Source organism: Sodalis sp. RH20, from assembly GCF_047324205.1.
Classification (GTDB): Bacteria; Pseudomonadota; Gammaproteobacteria; order Enterobacterales; family Enterobacteriaceae; genus Acerihabitans.
The window spans coordinates 1,181,118-1,201,906 of the sequence record NZ_CP178733.1; the positions used below are offsets into that span (position 1 = coordinate 1,181,118).

Sequence of the window (20,789 nt, forward strand, 5' to 3'; positions counted from 1 at the left end):
AACCTTGAGGAGAGTACCCATGGAACACAGATCGAACGCTATGCTGTTGGTCGCAACCGGCATCGCGCCGGCGGATGAAGAGGATTTTAACCGGTGGTATGACCGGGAACACGTGGAGGAGCGGGTACGCATTGCCGGATTTCTGTCGGGCACCCGCTATCAGTCCTTGCAGGGCGGGCGTAAGTATCTGGGGCTCTATCTGACCGAATCATTGGCGAGTTTCACCTCGCAAGCCTACCATGCGGCCTTTACCCGCCAAACGCCCTGGTCGGTGGCTAACCTGGCGAAAATGCAGGATCCGATGCGTCGGGTTTGCGCTGTCGAGTCGGTGACCGGGATCGGCACGGGGAGTTACCTGGCTATCCTGGTCCTGGCCTCCCGGTCGCCGGGGACCAAACTTAACGCCGAGGTCGCCGCCCTTGGCGCGTTGTTGCGCGAACAAAACGGATTTGTCCGTTGTTCGCTATTGACGCCCGACGAAACCCTCAGTTCACCGTTGCCCAATGAGTCGCGCGACAACAGAGAACTGTTGCCCATGATATTGCTTGAAAGCAGCAGCGCCGAGGCCAGCCGGACATTTGCGGCGAGCGCCTGCCAGACGTTGCAACACCCTCACGGCGAGGTGCAGTACTACGGCCTGAGCTGGCAGCTTAGCGCACAGGAGCTCAAATCATGAACCTTTCCAGCGAGAATAACGTTATTCCAAAGGACGTCGACGCGTTGGACGGTATTGTGCGCCTGCCGCCCAATACCGGTCGGCTGGCCGCGGCCAGTTCGATCGGCACTGCCCTGGAATGGTACGATTTCACCGTTTACAACATCATGGCGGCGCTGATTTTCAATCATGTCTTTTTCCCTTCATTCGATCCGTTGGTGGGTACTATCCTGGCCTTTTCCACCTACGCCGTCGGTTATGTGTCGCGGCCCATCGGCGGCATTCTGTTTGGCCACCTGGGCGATGTGATGGGGCGTCGCTTCGTGCTGGTGGCGACGCTTATCATCATGGGCGTCACCACCGCGCTGATGGGGCTGTTACCCGGTTACGCGTCTTTAGGTGTCTGGAGTCCGCTGCTGCTGGTTACGCTGCGTTTTATCCAGGGTATCGCGCTCGGCGGCGAATGGGCGGGGGCGGTATTGCTGTCAATGGAACATGGCGACGCCGGACAGCGCGGGCGCAACGCCTCCTTCGCCCAGGTCGGCCCTTCCTGTGGCACCCTGATTGGGACCGGGTTTATCACGCTGGTCACGGTGATGATGCCCGCGGAAGATTTCCAGCTATGGGGCTGGCGCGTGCCGTTTTTGCTGAGTCTGCTACTGGTAATCTTCGGCTTATGGCTGCGTAGCGGCGTGGGCGAAACGCCGGCGTTCCTCAAATTGGAACAGGCCAAAAACACTACCCACACCCCGGTAAAAGAAGTGTTTAGTCAACATTTGCGACCGCTGCTTATCGCCGGCGGGTCACGCATCGGGTCGGATGTATTGTATGCGCTGGTGGTGGTATTCACGCTGACCTACGTCACCACCGTATTGCATCTGCCGCGTCCGCTGGCGCTGACCGCCACTATGCTCGGCGCGCTGGGCAATGCGATTACGGTACCGGTGTTCGGCGCGCTATCCGACCGCTTCGGCCGCCGTCCGGTCTATATTGTCGGCGCACTGCTGGCGATCGTCTGGGCCTATGCCTTTTTCGTGTTGCTCGACAGTACCCAGCCGGTGCTTATCTGCCTGGCGGTAATTATCGGATTATTGATTCATGCGATGATGTACGGCCCGCAGGCGGCGTTCGTGACCGAACAGTTTCCGACGCGCGTACGGTATGCCGGTTCGTCCCTGGCCTATACATTGGCAGGTATTGTCGGCGGCGGCTTTGCCCCGTTGATTATCACCACACTCTATAAAGAGTATAACAGTACGCTGGCCATTTCCGCCTATGTGACACTGGCACTGCTGATCACGTTGGTAGCGGTTTTCGCCGCCAAAGAGACAGCGCATAAACCTTTATAATCCACATCGTGCGCCGGCGCGATAAGCCATTTTCCTAGCCCATCTGCATATTCTGGTGGGCGACTGGCCACGCTCGTTGCCAAGGCGGGCATTCACTTGTGCCATGAATCCCATGGGGCGCGCACAACGTTAGATGAAATGGGGGGGGTAACTCTGGATGAACCCTTACGGGTATGGCTAAATCGTTTGAAACCTTCTATGTCGTAATAAGTGCCGGTGTTTGACAGTGAGAGGAAAATAGAAGCGTAGAAAACTCTGCCATCAGGCAGAAGACCAAAAAGCCCGCTAACTAACGGGCTTCAGACTGCTGACGAACCCCATGTTTTTTTGTGGGGTTCATCTTTTTCAGCGACCGAAGATCGCGATCGCGTTATTTTGTTTAAACTGCACTATCCTAATTTTCAACTTGCTCATATGACCTATCCAATATTGTTATCACTGAAATGTAAAATAATTTTGTTTCGCAATGGTGCTAATGTTTATATAGTTACCAGGAAGGGTGATACATCTTTCCATATGATCATGTGAACACAGGATTAAAGGTGACTGGATTATGATCTGCTTTGAATATTTTGGATGATAAAATCTCTTTATGTTGAGTGCCGTTTATCATGGTATCTCAAGCGCATGAAGGTTAACCTATAGAAAATTTTGCATTTCATAAAACGAGAAAAATGATATATCAATACGTTGCGAAATATTTTTAAAATTTTGAAACATAGGAAAAAATAGGAATGAACGAGCGTTTCAATAAAATAGAATTCATAAAATCATCCCCAAACCTATTGGGACCGAATGAACCACCTTCCTCCATTGTTCCAGCTATTTCTGAATATGATTCAAATATGCTAGAGCTTGGTGCTGTCCAGGCGGTGACTGCCATGCAAAAAGGTTTTTTTACAGCAGAGACGTACGCGAAGGCACTTCTCGCGCAAGCAGAACGTTGGTCTCTCCTAAATGTATTTTGTACGATGGATAATGAGAATTTGCTTACAGCTTCCCGTGCTCTTGACAATGCCCGCAATCAAGGGAAGGCGCTGGGCCTGCTTCATGGTCTGCCAATTCCGGTAAAAGATAGCGTCAATACATCTTCTTTCCCAACCTCGAATGGGACGATGTCTCTGAAGAATTTCAGACCGGCTGTCGACGCAGGCATTATCAAACTCATTAAAGATGAGGGTGCCATCATTATGGGCAAAACCAATCTACACGAGATTTCCTTCGGATGGACGAGCAATAACGAAAACTTCGGGCCAGTTCGCAATCCCTACGACATGGAATGTAGTACCGGTGGCAGTAGCGGAGGTTCAGCTGCAGCCGTTTCTTCCAAGATAGCACCATTAGCGGTAGCTGAAGATACGTGGGGATCTATTCGTTTGCCCGCCTCTTTTTGCGGGCTGGTAGGTTTTCGACCAAGTCGTGGACGCTATCCTGATGACGGTGTCATGCCACTAACCAAATCGTTTGATCAAGTTGGATCACTCGCCCGGTTTGTAGAAGACGTTATCTTGTTCGATCAAGTAGCCGCAAGCGACTACCGTGTGGTAAAGCCACTTCCTTTGAACCAGATTGTCATAGCTATCCCTGTGGCATTCTGGGAAGGATTAGACCCAGAAGTTGAGCGCGTTTCTTTCAATGCAATTACCCGTTTGAGAGACGCTGGTGCATCAATTATTGATGTTTCATTCCCAATAAAAGATATTGAAAAATCCTCCGACATAGTTGGGACTATCGTATCTTATGAGTTAAAAGGCTGCATTTCAGCATTTCTTAAACAGCAAAAAACCGGAGTATCCTTTGATAACCTTTACGCAAATCTCGGAGCTAATACAAAAAACTTGGTAGATTCTATGGTTCTTAGCCCCAATACTCCGTCGCGGGAAGCCTATGAAAATGCAATAGTTCGAAAAACGGCGCTAACTTCAGCCCTTACCTCCTATATGCGAAATCAAGGTGTCCATGCGCTTGCCTATCCTGCTGCGATGGTTCGAGCGCCAAAAATTGGAGAGGAAGACGAAGTTATGATTGAAGAAGGCCGGAAAATTAGTGCATTTGATGCCTTCGGTCGAAACGTAGCACTAGGAAGCTGTGCCGGCATGACAAGTCTCGTGCTTTCCGCCGGACTTGCACGTAACGGTATGCCTATTGGGATAGAATTCGCTAATTTAAAAGGACATGACAGAGAGTTACTTGCTCTGGGACTGTCTTTAGAAAAAGCTCTTGGCTCCGCACCATTGCCCGAGTTTTAAAAATCCTGTTAGAAAAATTCAATTGAAACTATGGTGTCAGTTGATAGGGTAATCACCTGTTTGAACCGTAAAGTTGATCACGGTTGCGGAGGTTTTCACGACTGCTTTATTTAAGTTATGTTTGATTTTATTTATTTAATATTGCTGTTTCTGGTATGTTAAATAATAAGCTCGTGTGAAGCTAACCTTATTTGTGTGATTTTCTTACAATACTAAATTCATTATATTATTGGCGTGTGGGATAACATTTCAAGCGTGTTGGCGAGCAAGGCCGTTTGAGATAATGACTCAGAAAGAGAGAGTATTGAATACAGTGCTGTTATATATATGATCAATTATGAAAATTAATAATTTCTCCTCGAAAACTTCGCGTTTTATAAAATGTAAATAGGAAACATATTTATTCGCTGCGAAATAATATTAATGGCATAAAACATAAGAGAGAAATAAAATGGCCAACAATCTCAATAAAAAAAAATTTATGAAATTTTCTACGCTCGGTTTGAAACTACCCATTGAATCATCACTGATTGTACACACTGTGACGCTTACGGCTTATCTTGCCGCATCGACTGCCCCAACACCTCTCTATCGATTGTATCAAGCACAATGGCATTTTTCATCGGTAATGTTGACATTAATATTCGGTATTTATGCACTTGCCTTACTATCAGCATTGCTTGTGGCTGGCAGTATCTCCGATTATATCGGTCGACGCCCTATCATCAGTATTGCACTGGCGCTGGAACTCGCCGCTATGGGGTTGTTCCTTACCGCTGGTGGACCCAGTTGGTTGATTACCGCAAGAGCACTTCAAGGTGTGGCAACAGGGCTTGCTACGGCAGCATTGGGCGCGGCCCTCATCGACCTCGATCGGGAACGCGGCGCTTTGACCAATGGCCTTTCAACGATGGGTGGCATGGCTATTGGCGCCTTAGGCACGACCGCTTTGGTACAACTCGCGCCAGCACCGCTTCACCTCGTCTTCATATTATTGCTGCTTTTTTTCTTCGTGCAGTTATTGCAAACTTGGCGTACTCCCGAAACATCAGAGAGCCGCCCAGGCGTGTTAGGTTCGTTGCGTCCAAGTGTTGCGATACCCAAACGAGCAAGGGCGACATTACTAGCGATTACACCCATTAACGTGGCGGTATGGGCGCTCGGTGGATTTTATCTGTCGCTCATGCCCTCATTGATAGCCATGACTACTAAATCGACTTCTGTCTGGCTCGGTGGTCTGAATGTCGCCACCCTGACCTTATGTGGTGGCTTGGCCATTTTTTTGGTACGGCGTAGCAATGCATTCTGGGCACTCGTCATTGGTGCTGTAATGTTGATGATTGGAATGTCCATCATCCTTGCCGGCGCTAATCTAGGATTGACGGTGGTTTTGCTAACCGGATCAGCTATCGCTGGGGTCGGATTCGGTTCAGGGTTTCTTGGTGCAATCAGAAGCATAGTACCACTTGCTGAGCCAACTGAACGAGCAGGGCTAATGGCCGCTTTTTACGTAGAAAGTTATTTGGCTAATAGCATTCCAGCGATCCTTGCAGGATACATGGCCCAACATCTTGACCTTTTATCTGTCGCGAATCTATATGGTAGTAGCCTGATTCTGCTGTCTTTTATAGGGTTCGTGCTCGCGCTCTTTCGTGCTCGTGGTACGCATAGGAGAGCATCTACGATTGCGTAGGCATTTATTTTTTATAGTTACTGTAGTTGCCAAAGTGGCAGTAACTATTGACGACATCGCCATTTAGGCGATGTAAAGGATAAATCAATTGTATTGGACATTAGTGCTAGCCCAAATAATATAGCGATGTTTGATCGAACTGGTGAGGACAGCTTCTTCCTTTGGCAACAGTGTTTAGGTTGTATTATTTCTTAACATTGATGTCAGTCGGTTTACTCTATACTAAGTCGAAATAAGTATTGATGGAATGCCGTTTTTCTCGTATATAGTAGCATTCGCTTGACCACATCATAATCGTATGTTTAAGTGTTTCCATGACAACAAAATGGAATGATCCATATGATTAGCCTTGATGTCGACTCGGTAAGAGCCTTCGTTGTGATCTCTGATTTAAAGAGCTTCACTCGTGCAGCTGAGGAGCTAGGTACAACGCAAGGGGCACTTAGCGTCAAGCTGAAACGTCTCGAAGACCGGCTGGGGCAACGGTTGGTTGAACGGACGCCACGTCACGTGCGGCTCTCATCACCCGGCGAGTTATTCATTGAGTCCGCCCGGAATTTTCTTGAGGCGCATGAACGCGCAATTACCAGTCTAGCTGCTACCAGGAGACAGTTTAAACTTGGCATTGCATGTTATGTGATGGGCCCAGAAGTACCAAAAATCCTCTCCAGGTTGAAATCATTGGACCCCTCATTTTTAATTGAAGTCAAACTTGACAGTTCGCGAGTATTACTCGACGATTTTAGTAACGGATTACTTGATGCTGTAATAATACGTAGCGATGATGCTAGACGGGATGGCACTGTCTTATGCCCAGAGCACTTCGGTTGGTTTGCCGCACCTGACTTCGAATATCGTTCAGATGAGCCTTTACGTTTGGCTAGCCTCACCCCTGATTGTGGAGTGCGCGATCTAGCGGCCAAGGCGTTGAAACAGGCCTCAATCCGCTGGACAGAAGTGTTCGTCGGTGGAGGATTATCGGTAGTCATTGCCGCGATATCGGCGGGACTCGCAATTGGAGCATTTTCACGTAGACTAGCTTCTCCTGAACTCGTTGAGGTTGGTCCCAAGTTTGGTCTTCCTGTTCTCCCTTCATTTTCAATCGTCCTTCATTCCTCTTTATCTGACAAGAGAACAAGAGGAGCCTTACGTGCTATTGCCAGCGCTTTTCGAGAAGTTTAAAAAACTGTTTCAATCAACTCATCTTGGTAAGTTTTCACAATAATTCCGTTAAAACAAAATAAAAAAGATAAAAGCTTTCATAAAGTAAAAAAACAGATCCCCCTGAAAGGGATCCGCTTTTTGCTAGCTAATTGTCATTCGCTGCTTTATGTTGCCGCGCATAAATATATGGCGCGACATACCCCTTCCGATTTACGTCCAGTTAATCCGACCACCATTGCATCATCTCCATGCGGGCTTCCAGATGCTCCGCTTTGTGGACATAGGCGGCCCGCACGCCGTTGCGCTCTTTATGGCTCATCTGACGTTCGATGGCCTTGACCACAACCCGGACTCGTTTAGGGCGCTACAGGCCATCGTTCTGAATCCGTGGCCGCAAACCTCGATTTTGGTGTCATAACCAATCACACGTAGCGCTTTATTAATGGTGTTTTCGCTCATCGGTTTGTCCAGACCACGCGCACCCGGAAAAACGAAGACCGACTCACAGGTAAGCGCCTTGATCTGTTTTAGCAGGGCAACTGCCTGATTGGATAGTGGCACTAGATGTTCGTCCTTCATCTTTGCGCCACGCTCTGAAAATCTCACGCCTTTTACGGCTGCGCGCTGCGCGGGCACCGTCCAGATATGGGCTTTCAGGTCGAACTCTTCCCAGCGGGCGAAGCGCAACTCGCTTGAGCGCAAAAAGACGTGCAAATTCAGTTCCAGCGCCAAACGGGTCAGTACACGGCCTTGGTAGTTTTCTATGTTCACCAACAGTTCAGGCAAGCGTCGCAGTGGCAACGCGGGAAGATGTTGGGCCACAATCGGCGTCACGACGCCGCCCAGGTCGAACACGGGGTTGTATTTGATTAGGCCCTGTTGCAGCACGGCGTGACGCATGATTTTGGTCAGATACTGGCGCATCCTCCCGGCCACGTCATGCACGCCTTTGTCGTCGATGGCTTTGATGAGCTGCGCCAGATGCCGTGTTTCGATCTCCGCGATATCCATTTCGCCCATGTCAGGGAAGGCATAGCGCCTCAGGCAGGTAAGAATTTTATCCGCGTGGCTTGCCGACCAGAGCCGGAGGCTGCTGGTGTGCCACGAGATTGCGATGTGTTTAAAGGTGCGGGTTTTGTCTACAGCGGTTTTTTCGGATTCACGGGGCAGGGAAGGGCAGATGCCGGAGGCCAGCAGCTTGCGGGCAGCGTCGCGCTTTTCGCGAGCCTCCGCCAGCGTGACCTGCGGATAGGCGCCTAAAGCCAGGCGGGATTCTTTGCCACCGAAGCTGTAGCGGAAATACCACAGACGTGAGCCGCTGGTTGATACCAGTAGATACAGACCGTGGGCATCGGAGAGTTTGTAGGATTTTACGAAGGTTTTTGCAGCGCGGATTTTGCTGTCAGTCAGAGCCATGTGAGGGTCACTCCATTCATCGAACTGAATGACCCGCAATTTGACCCCACATTTTCCGGATACCTAGGGATAAATTAAAACGTATCGGAAAGGGTTTTTACGCTAACCTATTGAATTTAAGATATATAGGGATTCATAAGAAAGCATAAAAAAGAAATGGTGGTGCCCGGACTCGGGAACATTCAGTTATCTATTAAGTTGAATTTCATCATAAATTCTATCCCCGCCGGTTGACCCGTATTTTTGCTTGTAGATCAAACGGTGGGAGAAATCAAAGCTTCAATTTCAGCCTTACATTGCTTGAGAGAGGCAACCAGGAAATCAAAATTTTCATCGAATCGCGATGCTGGCACTGCCACAGAAATGGCATAATTTTCGTTCAGGGAATAGGGGATGCTTACGCCCAGACCACAAACGCCTTTTGCGTGTTCTTCACGATCACTAGCAAACCCTTCTGAGCGTATTTTTTCAACTTCATCAAGAATTCCGGCCACTGTTCTCAGAGAAAGTGCCGTTCTTGTTTCAGGTTTTTGTGTGTATATCAAAGATATCTGCTCGTCTTGTAAACCGGCAAGCAGAGCCTTACCAGTCGCAGTGCAGTGGCAGGGAAAAGCAGTGCCAACGGGCGAAACGACCCGCAGTTCCTGATCAGATGCGTATTGGCTAACCAAAAGTGCATGCGACCCGCGATACACGCAAAGATCGACCGTTTCCCGTGTTCGCCGGCCAAGTGTCTCAATCGACGGACGCGACAGTGAAATGACATCCGTATGAGCGGAGGCTGCAAGACGTGCAAGCGCCGGACCAAGTCGGATCATGCCTGAGCTGTTGAGTAATAACTGTTCGGCTTCGAGAGAGGCAACCAGTCTGTGAACGGTTGTCCGCGGCAGTCCCGTACTTCGTGAGAGTGCGGAGATAGTCAAACCCTGAGGTTGTTCTTCAACCGCTTTGAACAATTTTGCGGCTCGGGCAATTACCTGGGAACCCGTGCTATCTGTATCAGTTTCCATAGATCCTCTTTACAGTTGTTATAGATTTAGAAACATTTATCTTACATTTTGCGCATTGACATAATCCGACAATACCATGAAAATTATATCCTAATAATGGTTAACATATCCATATAGTGGACAGTTGGAGTTTGTATGCAACAGATAAACAAGGCAGGAGGATTTACGCTACTTGCTGTAGCCTGCCTAACCATCATGGTGGGATGCGTGATTGTACCAGGCCTGACCACTATCTCCACGGCACTTGATGTTAAGGGTGCAGAGAGCTGGCTTGTTACCTTGCCGTCTTTGGGGGTGGTGGTGCTCGGGCCATTAGTGGGGAAACTTGTTGAAAAGGCTGGTCTTTATAAAACCCTCTGTCTCGGGCTTTTCCTTTACGGGCTGTTGGGTGGTGCCGGTGCATTTTTGTCGGGTTATTCATTTGTTTTTGCGGATCGGTTTTTGCTCGGTGGTGCAACGGCGCTGGTTATGTCGGCTGGTACCGGCTTAATCTCCGTTTTTTATGACGGCGCGAAACGGATGAAGATGATTGCTCGCCAAGGGATGTCGATTGAGCTTGGTGGTGTAATATTCCTGTTTATTGGCGGGTTGCTGGCAGCCGTCGGCTGGCGCTGGCCATTCATGCTTTACCTTTTCGCCTGGCTTATGCTGCTCATGGTGTTGGCGTATGTACCCCGACCGGGCAAGTTGGTAATATCTGATGAAAGCACTCATGAGATTCATCTCGGAGGACCGTCTTCAGCAATGGTACTGACGTGGGTGGCGGCACTTTTTTCCATGATCGTTTTCTTTACCGCTATTGTCCTGCTGCCGCTACATTTGCATGACAATGACGTTACTGAGTTGCAGATCGGCTACTTCCTTTCATTTGTCTCGCTTGTGGCGGTATTTGGCGCATGGCTGATGCCGAAACTGGTCAGTCGCTTTGGTGATTTTCCAACATTATCCATCGCGTTTGGCTTTTACACCGTTGCTCATCTTATTTTTGCGGTAGCTCCTTCCATGCCCGTCTTTGTGATTGGCGGGATTGCCCTCGGGCTGGGGTTCGGTTTTTCCGTTCCTCTCGTGAACCATCTTATTGTGGATCTGAGCAGCACGACATTTCGGGGACGGAATCTTGCTCGGCTTTCAATGGCAATATTTCTGGGACAGTTTCTATCGTCTTTTATGGGATATTTCCCGGGTACCCTGCAGTCTGTTTTTCTTTTTGCTGCGGGGATTGCACTGGTTTTTACTTTATTTGTTAGGGTACGTAGCCGTGCGCTAACGATGTTTAAAGTCTGAATAAATCCTTAGCTCAGTCCTCTTCGCTGGGGTCATTAGCAGTCAAGTTTTTCAATTTTTCACTATTCCTTTGCCGGGAAAGATGGATTGGCTACATACGCAATGTGGGTGGCCTTTGTGAATTTTAGAGAAAACACGAAATGAGCAAAAAAATCTTTGAAATGACCAGAGGCCGTGGCGTTGGTCACGTAGTAGATATTGGCGGGCCGGGTACGCTTCATCAGCTTATGGACGCTGTGCGCATTGGCGGGGAAACCGCTTTAATTGACGATTTCCGGCATCGCAGATGATGTACCTACGGGCGCAATCATGGGCAAACAGCCCACCCTGCGGGGAATTACCTTAAGTAGCGAAGAGCATCAACAACAAATAATCCAGTCATTTGAAAAGTCAAGGGTCCGTGCAGTCATTGATTCCGTCTGGTCGCTGAACGAAATAAAGGATGCATTCCGACATCTACGCATTGGTAAAAATATAGGGAAATGAGGGTGAAGATTTGACGTGAACGCGGACTTTTGTCGGCGTTTATTGAGTAAAAATGCGCAATGCTTCCAAATCATCAACACTCTGTTGACTAAGTCGGTTTTCGCCTTAAAATTAAATCATCAAGTGATGATTTAAAAGGATGCGTTATGAAAATCACAGATCTGAATGGCTCCTATCTGTCGCGTCGTTCGCTATTAGCGGGCGCTGTCAGTATGGCAGTCACTAACATGATAATGCCTAGGCTCTCTTTTGCCGGGGCCGTCAGTCAAAATGGGGAAAAGATTATGCTCAAAACACGAATTTATGGTGATGCAGCATACCCCGTCTGGTACCGCCGTCCGCTTCCACTGAATGCACCGCGAGCGCGGTACCCTGGATTTGCACCGGGTATCACCGTTCTGAAGAAAGGTACGGTGCGCCGAGAAGGTGCGAGACCACTGCCCTGCGACATCTTGTTTGAGCGTGACGTTGCTCTTAAAATGCGCGATGGAATAACTATTTACACAGATGTTTTCCGCCCGATAAAAGAGGGGAAATACCCCGCCTTGGTGGCATGGAGTCCTTATGGCAAGGAGATTGGCGGGCAGTGGCTGGACGATATCCAGGAACGTTCCGGTGTACCGCTGGATTGGGTGTCAGAACTGCAAAAGTTCGAGGGACCAGACCCGGCATTTTGGGTTAATGAAGGATATGTTATTCTCAATCCCGACCCTCGAGGCGCCTATAAGTCTGAGGGGAATATCTCTTATTGGGGACGTCAACTGGCTGAAGACGGCTACGACTTCATTGAGTGGGCGGCCCAACAGTCCTGGAGCAGCGGAAAAGTCGGTATGGCGGGCAACTCCTGGCTTGCCGTATCTCAGTGGTTCATCGCGGCAGAGCAGCCGCCGCATCTTACTGCCATAGCTCCCTGGGAAGGTTTTGTCGATCACTTCCGCGAAACCGGTAACCGGGGAGGCATACCTGCACCAGCATTCCCGGAAGTTATCCTGAAATCATTTGCCGGGGGAAATCTGGTTGAAGATCAACCCAGAATGATCATGGAGACACAACTGATGGATCCTTACTGGGAGGATAAAAAAGCACGGCTTGAGCGCATTAAAATTCCCACTTATGTCGTGGCCAGTTATACAAACCATGCACACACTCACGGATCATTTGCCGGCTATCGTCAGATAGCCTCGGAGGAAAAATGGCTCCGAGTGAACAATACCAATGAATGGCTGGATTTTTACACGCCAAAATATGCACATGAGCTGCTGGCATTTTTCGATCATTACCTTAAAGGCGCTAATAACGGCTGGGAGCAAACGCCTCGCGTCCGTATATGCGTACTGGATGCTGGCGGAACCGATATCGTTGACCGGATTGAAGACAGCTGGCCACTGCCTAAGGTGCAGATGAAGCGAATGTTTATTAGTGGCAATGGCCAGCTTGACACATTCGGTCAGAGCTTGTCTGCATCCCTGTCTTATGAGGTGTCAGGCGAAGGAAAAACTGAGCTGCATTACACCTTTACTCAGGAAACTGAGATCATCGGCTATATGAAGCTGAAACTCTGGGTGGAAGCGCGGGGATCGGAAGATATGGAACTGGAGGTTGGCGTTGAGAAGCGCGATAAAAACGGGAAACCCTACGAGCGTCTTCTTGGTGAGGGGGTAAAAGGTCCTGTTGTTGCCTCGGGTTTACTAAGGGTTTCCCAGCGAGCCCTTGATCCTGAGCGGACAACGAACGAAGAACCCTTACTGCTCCACACACATGAAGAAAAACTCAAACCCGGCGAGATTGTACCCGTGGAAATTGGCATCTGGCCAATGGCCATGCGTTATCATCCCGGTGAAGAATTAGTGCTGACCATTGCTGCACAGCGTCCTATCCCAACCAGTATCGATATGGGTTTTGGCTCAGCTATTATCACCTTACCGGCGTCGGGGGGGACGTTTACGCCCGGTAACAAAGTGAAGCGTCTAGCGCTTGGCGGGGATCGCTCAACCCTGCTATCGTTTGTTAGTGAGCAGCAGGTCCAGGCGCCCATGAGCCGTAATGCTGGGACTCATGTCATTCATTTTGGCGGTAAATATGACAGCTATCTACAAGTCCCTTTTATGCCAAAAGATGATATGGTGTCTTGACAACAGACACGTCAGCACCGGCTAGTCCCGGTGCTCTCAATAGCGTAGCATAATGAGTTCAGTAGAAATCAAATCTCCCATGCGAGGCCGCCGGCCCGGCGGTAGAGTATCTGGTCGTGAAGCGTTGCTTCCGGTTGCTACCCGATTTTTTTCACGATATGGCTATGAGGGTGCGTCATTGCGCAAAATAGCCAGCGAGGCAGGTGTCGATATGGCACTGGTGGCACGCCTTTTTGGGTCGAAATCGGCTCTCTGGGAGGCCGTACTCGAATATCTTCTTGAAAAACAGCGCATTCATCTTGCTGAAATAAGGGATATTGATGAGCACTTCAGCACCAATCCAGAAAATTCATTCAGGCGTTTCATTCGCCAACTTATCACCATTAGTATAGACATTCCTGAATTTCCGTCACTGCTGCTTAATGAAGCGGCCAGGGGCGAAGTGCGTCTGGATCATCTCCTTCGGTATCTGGTGTCGCCTTTTCGTGAAAGTTGCCTTCCGGTGATAAAGCAGGCAATCGCCCATGACATCATTAATGGGAAACAACCGGAAATAATTTTTGCACTACTGATTTCGGCCATTTCATTGCCAATTATCACGCCCGGCCTGATAAGCCAGGGTGCGGAGCAATCGTCTTCATTTCTTGATGACATGGCGGACGAAGCTATCCGTCTATTCGCCGGCTCGCAGATCATCTTCTGATACATGTGGAAAAGACTTCAGTATTTCGCAGGTGAACTCCGCAGCTTACCTGTCTGGCGCGCTTAACGTCCGGGTTGTCAAAGCAAAATATACGCTTTGGAACGGTTACCACCAATCCGGCGCTTTCTGCTTTTTCTGCCCAATAAAGCAATGGCAATATGCGGGACAGGGATGTAGGTTCGCAATGGCTGTGTTTCAGCAGCCCAGACTGATTATGTCGGGGTAATCTCTTCTGTTCAACGGCTTCTTCACTCAGTACGCTGCAGGGCCTCGGCGGAGGTCGGCGACGGATACCTCATAGGGATATCATGGATCTTACGCCGAGCGTGGGCCCCATTGCAGCCGACCTCGCGGATACGGTCTTCTTTATACAGCGGGTTGAAGCCCGCATCCGCCTTCGCCTGCAACAGCCCGCTGAACCCTACTGGGATAACGCTTACGTAAATAAAATGGAAACGACGATAGAGTTAAAGGAATATATCATCTGATGATGATATATTTGCCACATGAATTTATGCTGGTTCACCTTTTTGAAAAACAGAGTGACCGGAATGTGATTTTAACGAGCTATTGATGTTAACTAGGGGAAAATGATGATAAGAGGAGTACTGGCGTTAGGCCTGACCGCCGCAATGAATGTTGTGTGGGCTGCCGATGTGCCTGACAATTTTCTGTGGGGTGCAGCATCAGCCGCTTACCAGGTTGAAGGCGCAAACAATGCAGACGGGAAAGGCCGGTCCGTATGGGACTATTATCTTGATGAAAAACATCTTGCAGGGCCAGGCATTTCAGGAAATGTAGCCATTAATTTTTATGATCGTGCCCAATATTTGAAAGATATTGAGCTATTCAAATCGCTCGGTCTGAACAGCTATCGCTTCTCTATTGCCTGGACCCGCATTATCCCAGATGGTCAGGGACCAGTGAACTTGCAGGCCATCGCCCATTATCGCCAGTTCATTGCGGACCTTAAGGCGGCCGGTATTGTACCGCTTGTGACCCTGTATCACTGGGACATGCCAGAGTCGCTGGCTGCGGCCGGAGGGTGGGAAAATCGTGAATCTGTAGAGTGGTTTCGTCGCTATGCAGAGGTCATCTTTGCCAACTTCTCAGACCAGGTCGACCAATTCGTTCTGATTAATGAGCCGACCGTTGAGGTCGCAACAAAAATCATGGCCGAGAAACGGATAAAGGGTGAAGAGATTAAGTTTCCTCCCATCGTGCCAACGCTGCCTTACCTTGAGACTTCGCTCAAGTCATACAATCACATCCTGCTGGCATCTGCCGCCGCAGCGGAAAGTTTTAAAGCGAAACAGTATAAAGGCCGTCTGGGCATTGCGCTGCCTTTCTTTCCTGTGCTGACGGGAAAAAAAGCGTCAAAAGAGGATAAAGACAACGCCCGGCTCGTTGACGGTATTTTGAACCGCTGGTTCCTTGATGCAATGTACAAAGGAACCTATCCGGCTGATGTCCTACAACTGGTGTCAGCATATCATCTGGATATAGATGTTCAGCCTGATGATGCCAGACGAATTCACGACGCTGGTTTGGGCTTCCTTGGTATTAATTATTACGCCCCTTTTTTCATTCGCCATCAGCAAAGCAGTAACGAAAGCTACGCCCCTGAACTTTTCTTCCCGCCTGATGAAAAACTTGCTTTTAATGGCGCGGTCAGACCCGATCAATTTTCCGCTCTGCTTGAGCGCGTGAGGGATGAATATGGTAACCCACCTGTCATCATCACCGAAAATGGTGCAGGTTTTGAGGGGGAGGACAAGTTAATCAATGGTAAAGTTACCGACGTAAATCGCTGTCTCTACCTGGTCGCTCACATCGCTGCCATGAAACGATCAATTGCGAAGGGCGCTAATGTCCAGGGTTACCACGTCTGGTCCAGTCATGACAATCTTGAATGGCTGAGCGGGTATAAAAGCCGTTTCGGCATGATCTATGTGGATTACGACACGCAGAAGAGAACGCCAAAATTAAGCGCGGAGGTCTACAGCAAAATCATTCATGGCGAAAGAGTCAGCGAAACTGACTGTAAAGGGAGTTAATGCCGGCAGGCAGTAAAACTACATTCAGCAGCTGTGACGGATGTACAGGCACATAGTTACCCCGCGCAATCCGTTATGACTGCTCCGACACCATCAGAATTAACGAGGAGGTCCGTATTACCCCAGGCATTGCGGATATTCTGTTTAGTAGTACATTCTTTTTTTTCTAAACAAATAAACAAACCTAGGAATATTATCTGTTATATCAACACTGCTTTATGTAATTATGCTGGTAATGTCCGTATCAGGTTCATTAAAGCACATGGAGATCTACAGAAGTTTACATTTAATGAAGTAATGGTAATGTCTAAAGAAATAATCATCTTTTTAGTATCGAAAATAAACTATTTAAATAAAATATTGCCATATTGATGAAGCATCTTCGAAAAAATATCAATTGGTTCACAAATGTCCCTTGATACTTTGTTTTTTTTCAACACTAGTTGATAATCATCTATCTTATTTAATAAATGATCAAAATAATAAGTGCGTTTTACGGGATTTTTTGTTTTTATTAGATTAGATGCGGTCTTTCTTATTTGTTTATGTAAATGCAAAAATTCTTTATTGTCTGGGACCTCTGTCCGTAAAAATCTTTGATGTGCAATTATTAATAAAATGGCCAGACGATACTTCTGTATATCGTTTGGAAATGACATCATCATATTATTTAGCCGTGAGTATAAATAAGGTAGGCGATTCTCGCTTCGCTTGGCGGTTCGTGTTGTTAATGCCGTTACAGCACTAGTAACAAAACTATCAAGTAACCTCTGTCCAACCTTTTTATGAGCAAGATTAGGGATAAGAGTAAACACTACCAAAGCGACACAACCGCCAATGAGCTGGCCGGCTGCACTATCAATAAAAGTGATCATATCAAATTTCATGGGATTTGATAGTACTAATATATTTACGGATCCCAATAGCATGCCAAGCATACCCATACGTCTTTTCTGGATTTCAATGCCCGAGAAAAATGTGAGTACACCCAGACTCAGACATAATAGTAGAAGGCTTTGTTGAGTTGAGGGAATTATAAACAAAAAATAGAATGATGCTACCGGAACTGCTAGGGCAAATCCTACAACAAAATCCAACGCTACCAAACGTGGATTATTGGTGCGCATTGCTAATGTTGTCACTACCGCAATTGCCAACATAAAACCACTTCCTGAAGACCAACCGGTCCATAACCACAACAAGCAGCCAAAAGAGGTCGCCAACCAGGTACGTATGCCATTGACTATGGACTGATGCCAGTCTCCCGAATTTTTTTTAATCAACCGCTCACGGCTTAAGACATCTTCTTCAATAATACTAATTGAGCTATTGGTTTGAATACCTTTACCTATTAATAAATAACGTGTAGCAACACCAGTCCAATCAACCACCGGTTGTAATACCTCCTGAATACCATGATTAGCCAGCTCTAGCCGCAAGACCTTTAGGCGAGAATGCACATCTTGCCGGGTTTCCACCGGTGCGCTAAATAAATCTTTAATATTACTTGATAGCTGACTGGAATTATTGAGCAGTACAAAGTAAGTTTCACAAGCATGAGTAATCATCGCCAGTGATAAACTATGAAGGGCTTCGATACGACGTGTTACTCGATGCCAGGCAGAAGATTCAAGTAAAAGATTAGTACGCATTCCCGTAAGACTATTACTTTCATGGACTAGCCTATTCCAGCGTCTGTCAAGTTCACTTTCTTCCATGCTATCCCCGCTTACGCAGAGCTGCATTAAACGGAACTGATCCACTATTAGTTTATCTGCCAAACGGTCGATATCTTTTTTTATCGACCGAGGAGAGAACAGCACATCTGCTAATATAGCACTTAGAATGCCCAGTACGATTTCAGAACAGCGTTCTACCGCGAACTGCGGGGCCAGTAAAAGGTTGGACGTGCTGCTAGCGCAGGTTACGATAAGAATGAGGGAAGTATAACCGGCAAGCGCCCAGGCATAAGAATTTTCTAGAGAAATACGTGAAGAGAAGTAGGAGCAGATGCCTGCCCAAATACAACACACTAGTAGCATGACCATTGGTGCACGAGCGCTTGCAATAATAATCGCCAGACCGAAGGCCGTACCAATAAAGGTTCCTACTATTCTGAGCCAACCTCGATGCCGAATGGCACCAGAGAAGGGTTCTCCCCCCGCGCTAAGAGCGGAACCGCCAGCGACGATTATTGCGGTCATTGCTGACCAGCGTGGGGTTTGTAAATTTAATTCAAATCCAACTACCAACGCGAAAAGCACGGCAAAACTTAACTTAAAAGCAAAACGCATTCTGATCAGAGCTGAAATTAATGACATCAAATACCCTTATATATCAGTGATAACTTTAACAGTGAGGTTGCTATGTTCAGCATCAAAAACAAGTGATGAGATAAAAAGACTATGTGCATGAGACTTTTCCTTATAGTGAATAATTTAAGGAATAAATCACTTGTGCTTTGCTAAATATTGCCAGGTATCATGTTATAAAGTAATGAAGTTAAGAAATATGACGAATCATTCTTTTTGATAATTTATCTCGGAAAGGATTATATGATAGTTTTAATTATAATCATAATATATTATTTTTATCAATCAATCAGTATTAATGATGACTACTGGAATGCGATACTCAAAAAGACGAATTCTATCAAGTAACGATGAATTGATAACTAGGTTTTCTTAATATACTTAAATATGATAAAGCGGTATTGCTTATAAAAAATAATCAAAGAAAGTAGAATTTTACTTACTGTCATTATTGATGTGGCAATATGTTAATTTGTTGAAGTAAATGGCTAAGCCGAATGAAAAAACCATTAAGTTAAAAAAGTATTGTAATAGTACATGAATAAATATTTTAAACCACAAAGAGGTAAGGCTTTATATACTTTCTCTGCGTTTACCCAAGTTCGGCGACGAGGTAACAGGCCTAGAATTTAAGTATGCTTGTCAGAAATTAATATTTACTTGTCGTGCTGGAACCTGTCACGGTAACATTAAGAGTGAAGGCGTCGACTCCATGAATTGTTAAAAATTCTCATGGAAAGGTATCGCAAAAAAACTTATTTAATGAAATTATATGGCCTTAAATAAATTTTATGAATTTTCTATCCCCATCATTCTTAATATTAGAAGATATTTACTTATAACAATAATCTGTTTAGTCAAATGAGAAATAACAGAAAGTTGAATGCATCTTGTATTATATTATACAGTAACACTTAAGCGTTAAAGATATAAAAATTTATATGTTATTCTGGTTATAAGTGAAAATTATTGTTATAATTAAATCATTCATCCAAAGTTAAGATAGCTAATCATGCTTATTAAATCCCCCGAAAATTTAGAGCTACGCCATTTGCGATATTTTTTAGCTGTAGCGAGTGAGTTACATTTTGGAAGAGCCGCTCAGTTGTTAAATATTGTTCAACCGGCCCTTAGTATGCAAATTAAAGCATTGGAAGGTGTTCTCGGGGTTCGTTTGTTTAACCGTACTAATCGACATGTCGAGTTAACGGAAGCCGGCCGGATTTTCTTCCATGAAGCTAAGATGATTCTTGAAAAGGTGGATCACGCTGCACTGTTAGCTAGTCGTGCCGGTGCAGGTGAGATAGGACAACTCAACATTGGATTTTCAGGCAATTCTGCTTATTCTGGTGTTTTATCTTCAACTGTACGTTCTTTTAGACAGCAATATCCTCAGGTGGACATTAGTTTGAATGAAATGTCAATTCGATCACAATTGCAAGGATTACAAAAAAGTCAACTCGATATTGGTTACGTTACATTGTATTCAGTTAGCATCCCCGAGTCTATCAAAATTGCACAAGTCGGTGCATGGCCTTGGATGATTGCATTACCGTCCGACCATGCCATGGCCAACCAAGAAATTATAGATTTAGCGCTATTAGCCGATGAAACATTTTTTGTGTTTACAGATTCGGAATCCAATTTTGAACTCCTTCCTATATTGCAAAAAATATGTGGTTTTATCCCCGAAAAAATCAAACCTGTGAGGAATGCCATGGCCATTATGACGATGATCGCGGGAGGACTCGGTGTTTCTATCTTACCTGAAACATTAAGTAGGATAAAGCTTGAAAATATCATCTATCGTAAGTTACCAAAAAATGATCAAACTGCAAAATTGGCGGTGGCTTGCCGTATCGATGAAGACAATCCAATCATAGAAAATTTTCTCCGTCTAGCCATGAAAAAAACCAATAATTAATAGTTTGCGCCATACTTCGTGTTAATTTTGGCACTATAAAAACAGTTAGTTTAATCGGTTTTATTATCATGTTCGGGTATTATTGTGTTGAAATTCGGTCCCTAGTAAAATTAATTTTTGATACAAAGCATGATAGTGTCCTTATGAGAAAGAAGTTTATTAAAGATGGTGTATGACATTCACTACGCATATTTTACTGGCCTTGATTATTAGGCCGTTACATTAGCTGTTTATCTATAATTACGTGTAATAAGAAGATATTCCCAATATCTCATTGAAAACTCATTTTCTTTCTGTGACCAGTCCCTTGTACTAAGCCATTCTGGCCAACACCTCACGCTAGCGCAACCAGTGA

Annotated in this window: 14 protein-coding genes and 2 pseudogenes; 12 read left to right on the forward strand and 4 right to left on the reverse strand. The window is 46.5% G+C overall.

Features of this window, described 5'->3' with window-relative positions; all coding sequences use genetic code 11:
- The first annotated feature begins 19 nt into the window (after positions 1-19).
- From ACL2XM_RS05465 to ACL2XM_RS05485, 5 genes are all read left to right on the forward strand, one after another.
- The gene (locus ACL2XM_RS05465; RefSeq protein ID WP_413729940.1) at positions 20-676 is read left to right on the forward strand and encodes a hypothetical protein; all 657 of its coding nucleotides are present in this window, start codon (positions 20-22) and stop codon (positions 674-676) included.
- Positions 673-2,004 (forward strand): MFS transporter, encoded by a 1,332-nt coding sequence (locus ACL2XM_RS05470; RefSeq protein WP_413729941.1) that lies wholly within the window; start codon positions 673-675, stop codon positions 2,002-2,004. Before ACL2XM_RS05465 ends, ACL2XM_RS05470 begins: the two co-directional genes overlap by 4 nt.
- Before the next feature lie 734 nt (positions 2,005-2,738).
- A complete protein-coding gene (locus ACL2XM_RS05475; RefSeq protein ID WP_413729942.1) occupies positions 2,739-4,253 on the forward strand; it encodes an amidase family protein in 1,515 nt (504 codons plus the stop codon).
- A gap of 451 nt (positions 4,254-4,704) precedes the next feature.
- Positions 4,705-5,946, forward strand: a complete 1,242-nt coding sequence (locus tag ACL2XM_RS05480) for an MFS transporter (protein WP_413729943.1) — start codon at positions 4,705-4,707, stop codon at positions 5,944-5,946.
- Positions 5,947-6,285: 339 nt separating this feature from the next.
- Positions 6,286-7,128: a LysR family transcriptional regulator gene (locus tag ACL2XM_RS05485; RefSeq protein WP_413729944.1), complete on the forward strand. Its 843-nt coding sequence runs from the start codon at positions 6,286-6,288 to the stop codon at positions 7,126-7,128.
- 127 nt (positions 7,129-7,255) lie between these two features.
- Here ACL2XM_RS05485 and ACL2XM_RS05490 read toward each other — a convergent pair.
- Positions 7,256-8,526, reverse strand: a pseudogene (locus ACL2XM_RS05490) (tyrosine-type recombinase/integrase).
- A gap of 254 nt (positions 8,527-8,780) precedes the next feature.
- The gene (locus tag ACL2XM_RS05495; RefSeq protein WP_413729945.1) at positions 8,781-9,536 is read right to left on the reverse strand and encodes an IclR family transcriptional regulator; all 756 of its coding nucleotides are present in this window, start codon (positions 9,534-9,536) and stop codon (positions 8,781-8,783) included.
- 135 nt (positions 9,537-9,671) lie between these two features.
- Between ACL2XM_RS05495 and ACL2XM_RS05500 the strand changes: the two genes are divergently transcribed.
- The 5 genes from ACL2XM_RS05500 (at position 9,672) to ACL2XM_RS05520 (ending at position 14,141) form a co-directional block, all read left to right on the forward strand.
- A complete protein-coding gene (locus ACL2XM_RS05500) occupies positions 9,672-10,820 on the forward strand; it encodes an MFS transporter (RefSeq protein WP_413729946.1) in 1,149 nt (382 codons plus the stop codon).
- 140 nt (positions 10,821-10,960) lie between these two features.
- The gene (locus ACL2XM_RS05505; RefSeq protein WP_413731070.1) at positions 10,961-11,110 is read left to right on the forward strand and encodes a hypothetical protein; all 150 of its coding nucleotides are present in this window, start codon (positions 10,961-10,963) and stop codon (positions 11,108-11,110) included.
- Positions 11,111-11,129: 19 nt separating this feature from the next.
- Positions 11,130-11,306, forward strand: coding sequence for a zinc-binding dehydrogenase (locus ACL2XM_RS05510; RefSeq protein ID WP_413731040.1), 177 nt, complete (start codon positions 11,130-11,132; stop codon positions 11,304-11,306).
- A gap of 146 nt (positions 11,307-11,452) precedes the next feature.
- Positions 11,453-13,438, forward strand: coding sequence for a CocE/NonD family hydrolase (locus ACL2XM_RS05515; protein ID WP_413729947.1), 1,986 nt, complete (start codon positions 11,453-11,455; stop codon positions 13,436-13,438).
- A 52-nt stretch (positions 13,439-13,490) separates the two neighbouring features.
- On the forward strand, positions 13,491-14,141 hold the full coding sequence (locus ACL2XM_RS05520; RefSeq protein WP_413729948.1) for a TetR/AcrR family transcriptional regulator: 651 nt from the start codon (positions 13,491-13,493) through the stop codon (positions 14,139-14,141).
- A gap of 257 nt (positions 14,142-14,398) precedes the next feature.
- Here the strand turns inward: ACL2XM_RS05520 and ACL2XM_RS05525 are convergent.
- A pseudogene (locus ACL2XM_RS05525) lies at positions 14,399-14,563 on the reverse strand (IS66 family transposase); the annotation flags it as partial.
- 168 nt (positions 14,564-14,731) lie between these two features.
- Between ACL2XM_RS05525 and ACL2XM_RS05530 the strand changes: the two are divergent.
- On the forward strand, positions 14,732-16,198 hold the full coding sequence (locus ACL2XM_RS05530; RefSeq protein WP_413729949.1) for a glycoside hydrolase family 1 protein: 1,467 nt from the start codon (positions 14,732-14,734) through the stop codon (positions 16,196-16,198).
- 344 nt (positions 16,199-16,542) lie between these two features.
- Here ACL2XM_RS05530 and aaeB read toward each other — a convergent pair whose 3' ends face one another.
- Positions 16,543-18,519, reverse strand: a complete 1,977-nt coding sequence (aaeB, locus tag ACL2XM_RS05535; RefSeq protein ID WP_413729950.1) for a p-hydroxybenzoic acid efflux pump subunit AaeB — start codon at positions 18,517-18,519, stop codon at positions 16,543-16,545.
- Between the two features lie 1,003 nt (positions 18,520-19,522).
- Here aaeB and ACL2XM_RS05540 point away from each other — a divergent pair.
- Positions 19,523-20,434 carry a LysR substrate-binding domain-containing protein gene (locus tag ACL2XM_RS05540; RefSeq protein ID WP_413729951.1) on the forward strand — a complete coding sequence of 304 codons (912 nt, stop codon included), beginning with the start codon at positions 19,523-19,525 and terminating at the stop codon, positions 20,432-20,434.
- Positions 20,435-20,789 lie beyond the last annotated feature (355 nt).

Coding starts and splice junctions, on each gene's coding strand:
- ACL2XM_RS05515 (WP_413729947.1), top strand. CDS start 11,453: ATGAAAATCACAGATCTGAATGGCTCCTATCTGTCGCGTCGTTCGCTA.
- ACL2XM_RS05480 (WP_413729943.1), top strand. CDS start 4,705: ATGGCCAACAATCTCAATAAAAAAAAATTTATGAAATTTTCTACGCTC.
- ACL2XM_RS05495 (WP_413729945.1), bottom strand. CDS start 9,536: ATGGAAACTGATACAGATAGCACGGGTTCCCAGGTAATTGCCCGAGCC.
- ACL2XM_RS05510 (WP_413731040.1), top strand. CDS start 11,130: ATGGGCAAACAGCCCACCCTGCGGGGAATTACCTTAAGTAGCGAAGAG.
- ACL2XM_RS05520 (WP_413729948.1), top strand. CDS start 13,491: ATGAGTTCAGTAGAAATCAAATCTCCCATGCGAGGCCGCCGGCCCGGC.
- ACL2XM_RS05505 (WP_413731070.1), top strand. CDS start 10,961: ATGAGCAAAAAAATCTTTGAAATGACCAGAGGCCGTGGCGTTGGTCAC.
- ACL2XM_RS05500 (WP_413729946.1), top strand. CDS start 9,672: ATGCAACAGATAAACAAGGCAGGAGGATTTACGCTACTTGCTGTAGCC.
- ACL2XM_RS05465 (WP_413729940.1), top strand. CDS start 20: ATGGAACACAGATCGAACGCTATGCTGTTGGTCGCAACCGGCATCGCG.
- aaeB (WP_413729950.1), bottom strand. CDS start 18,519: ATGTCATTAATTTCAGCTCTGATCAGAATGCGTTTTGCTTTTAAGTTA.
- ACL2XM_RS05475 (WP_413729942.1), top strand. CDS start 2,739: ATGAACGAGCGTTTCAATAAAATAGAATTCATAAAATCATCCCCAAAC.
- ACL2XM_RS05470 (WP_413729941.1), top strand. CDS start 673: ATGAACCTTTCCAGCGAGAATAACGTTATTCCAAAGGACGTCGACGCG.
- ACL2XM_RS05530 (WP_413729949.1), top strand. CDS start 14,732: ATGATGATAAGAGGAGTACTGGCGTTAGGCCTGACCGCCGCAATGAAT.
- ACL2XM_RS05540 (WP_413729951.1), top strand. CDS start 19,523: ATGCTTATTAAATCCCCCGAAAATTTAGAGCTACGCCATTTGCGATAT.
- ACL2XM_RS05485 (WP_413729944.1), top strand. CDS start 6,286: ATGATTAGCCTTGATGTCGACTCGGTAAGAGCCTTCGTTGTGATCTCT.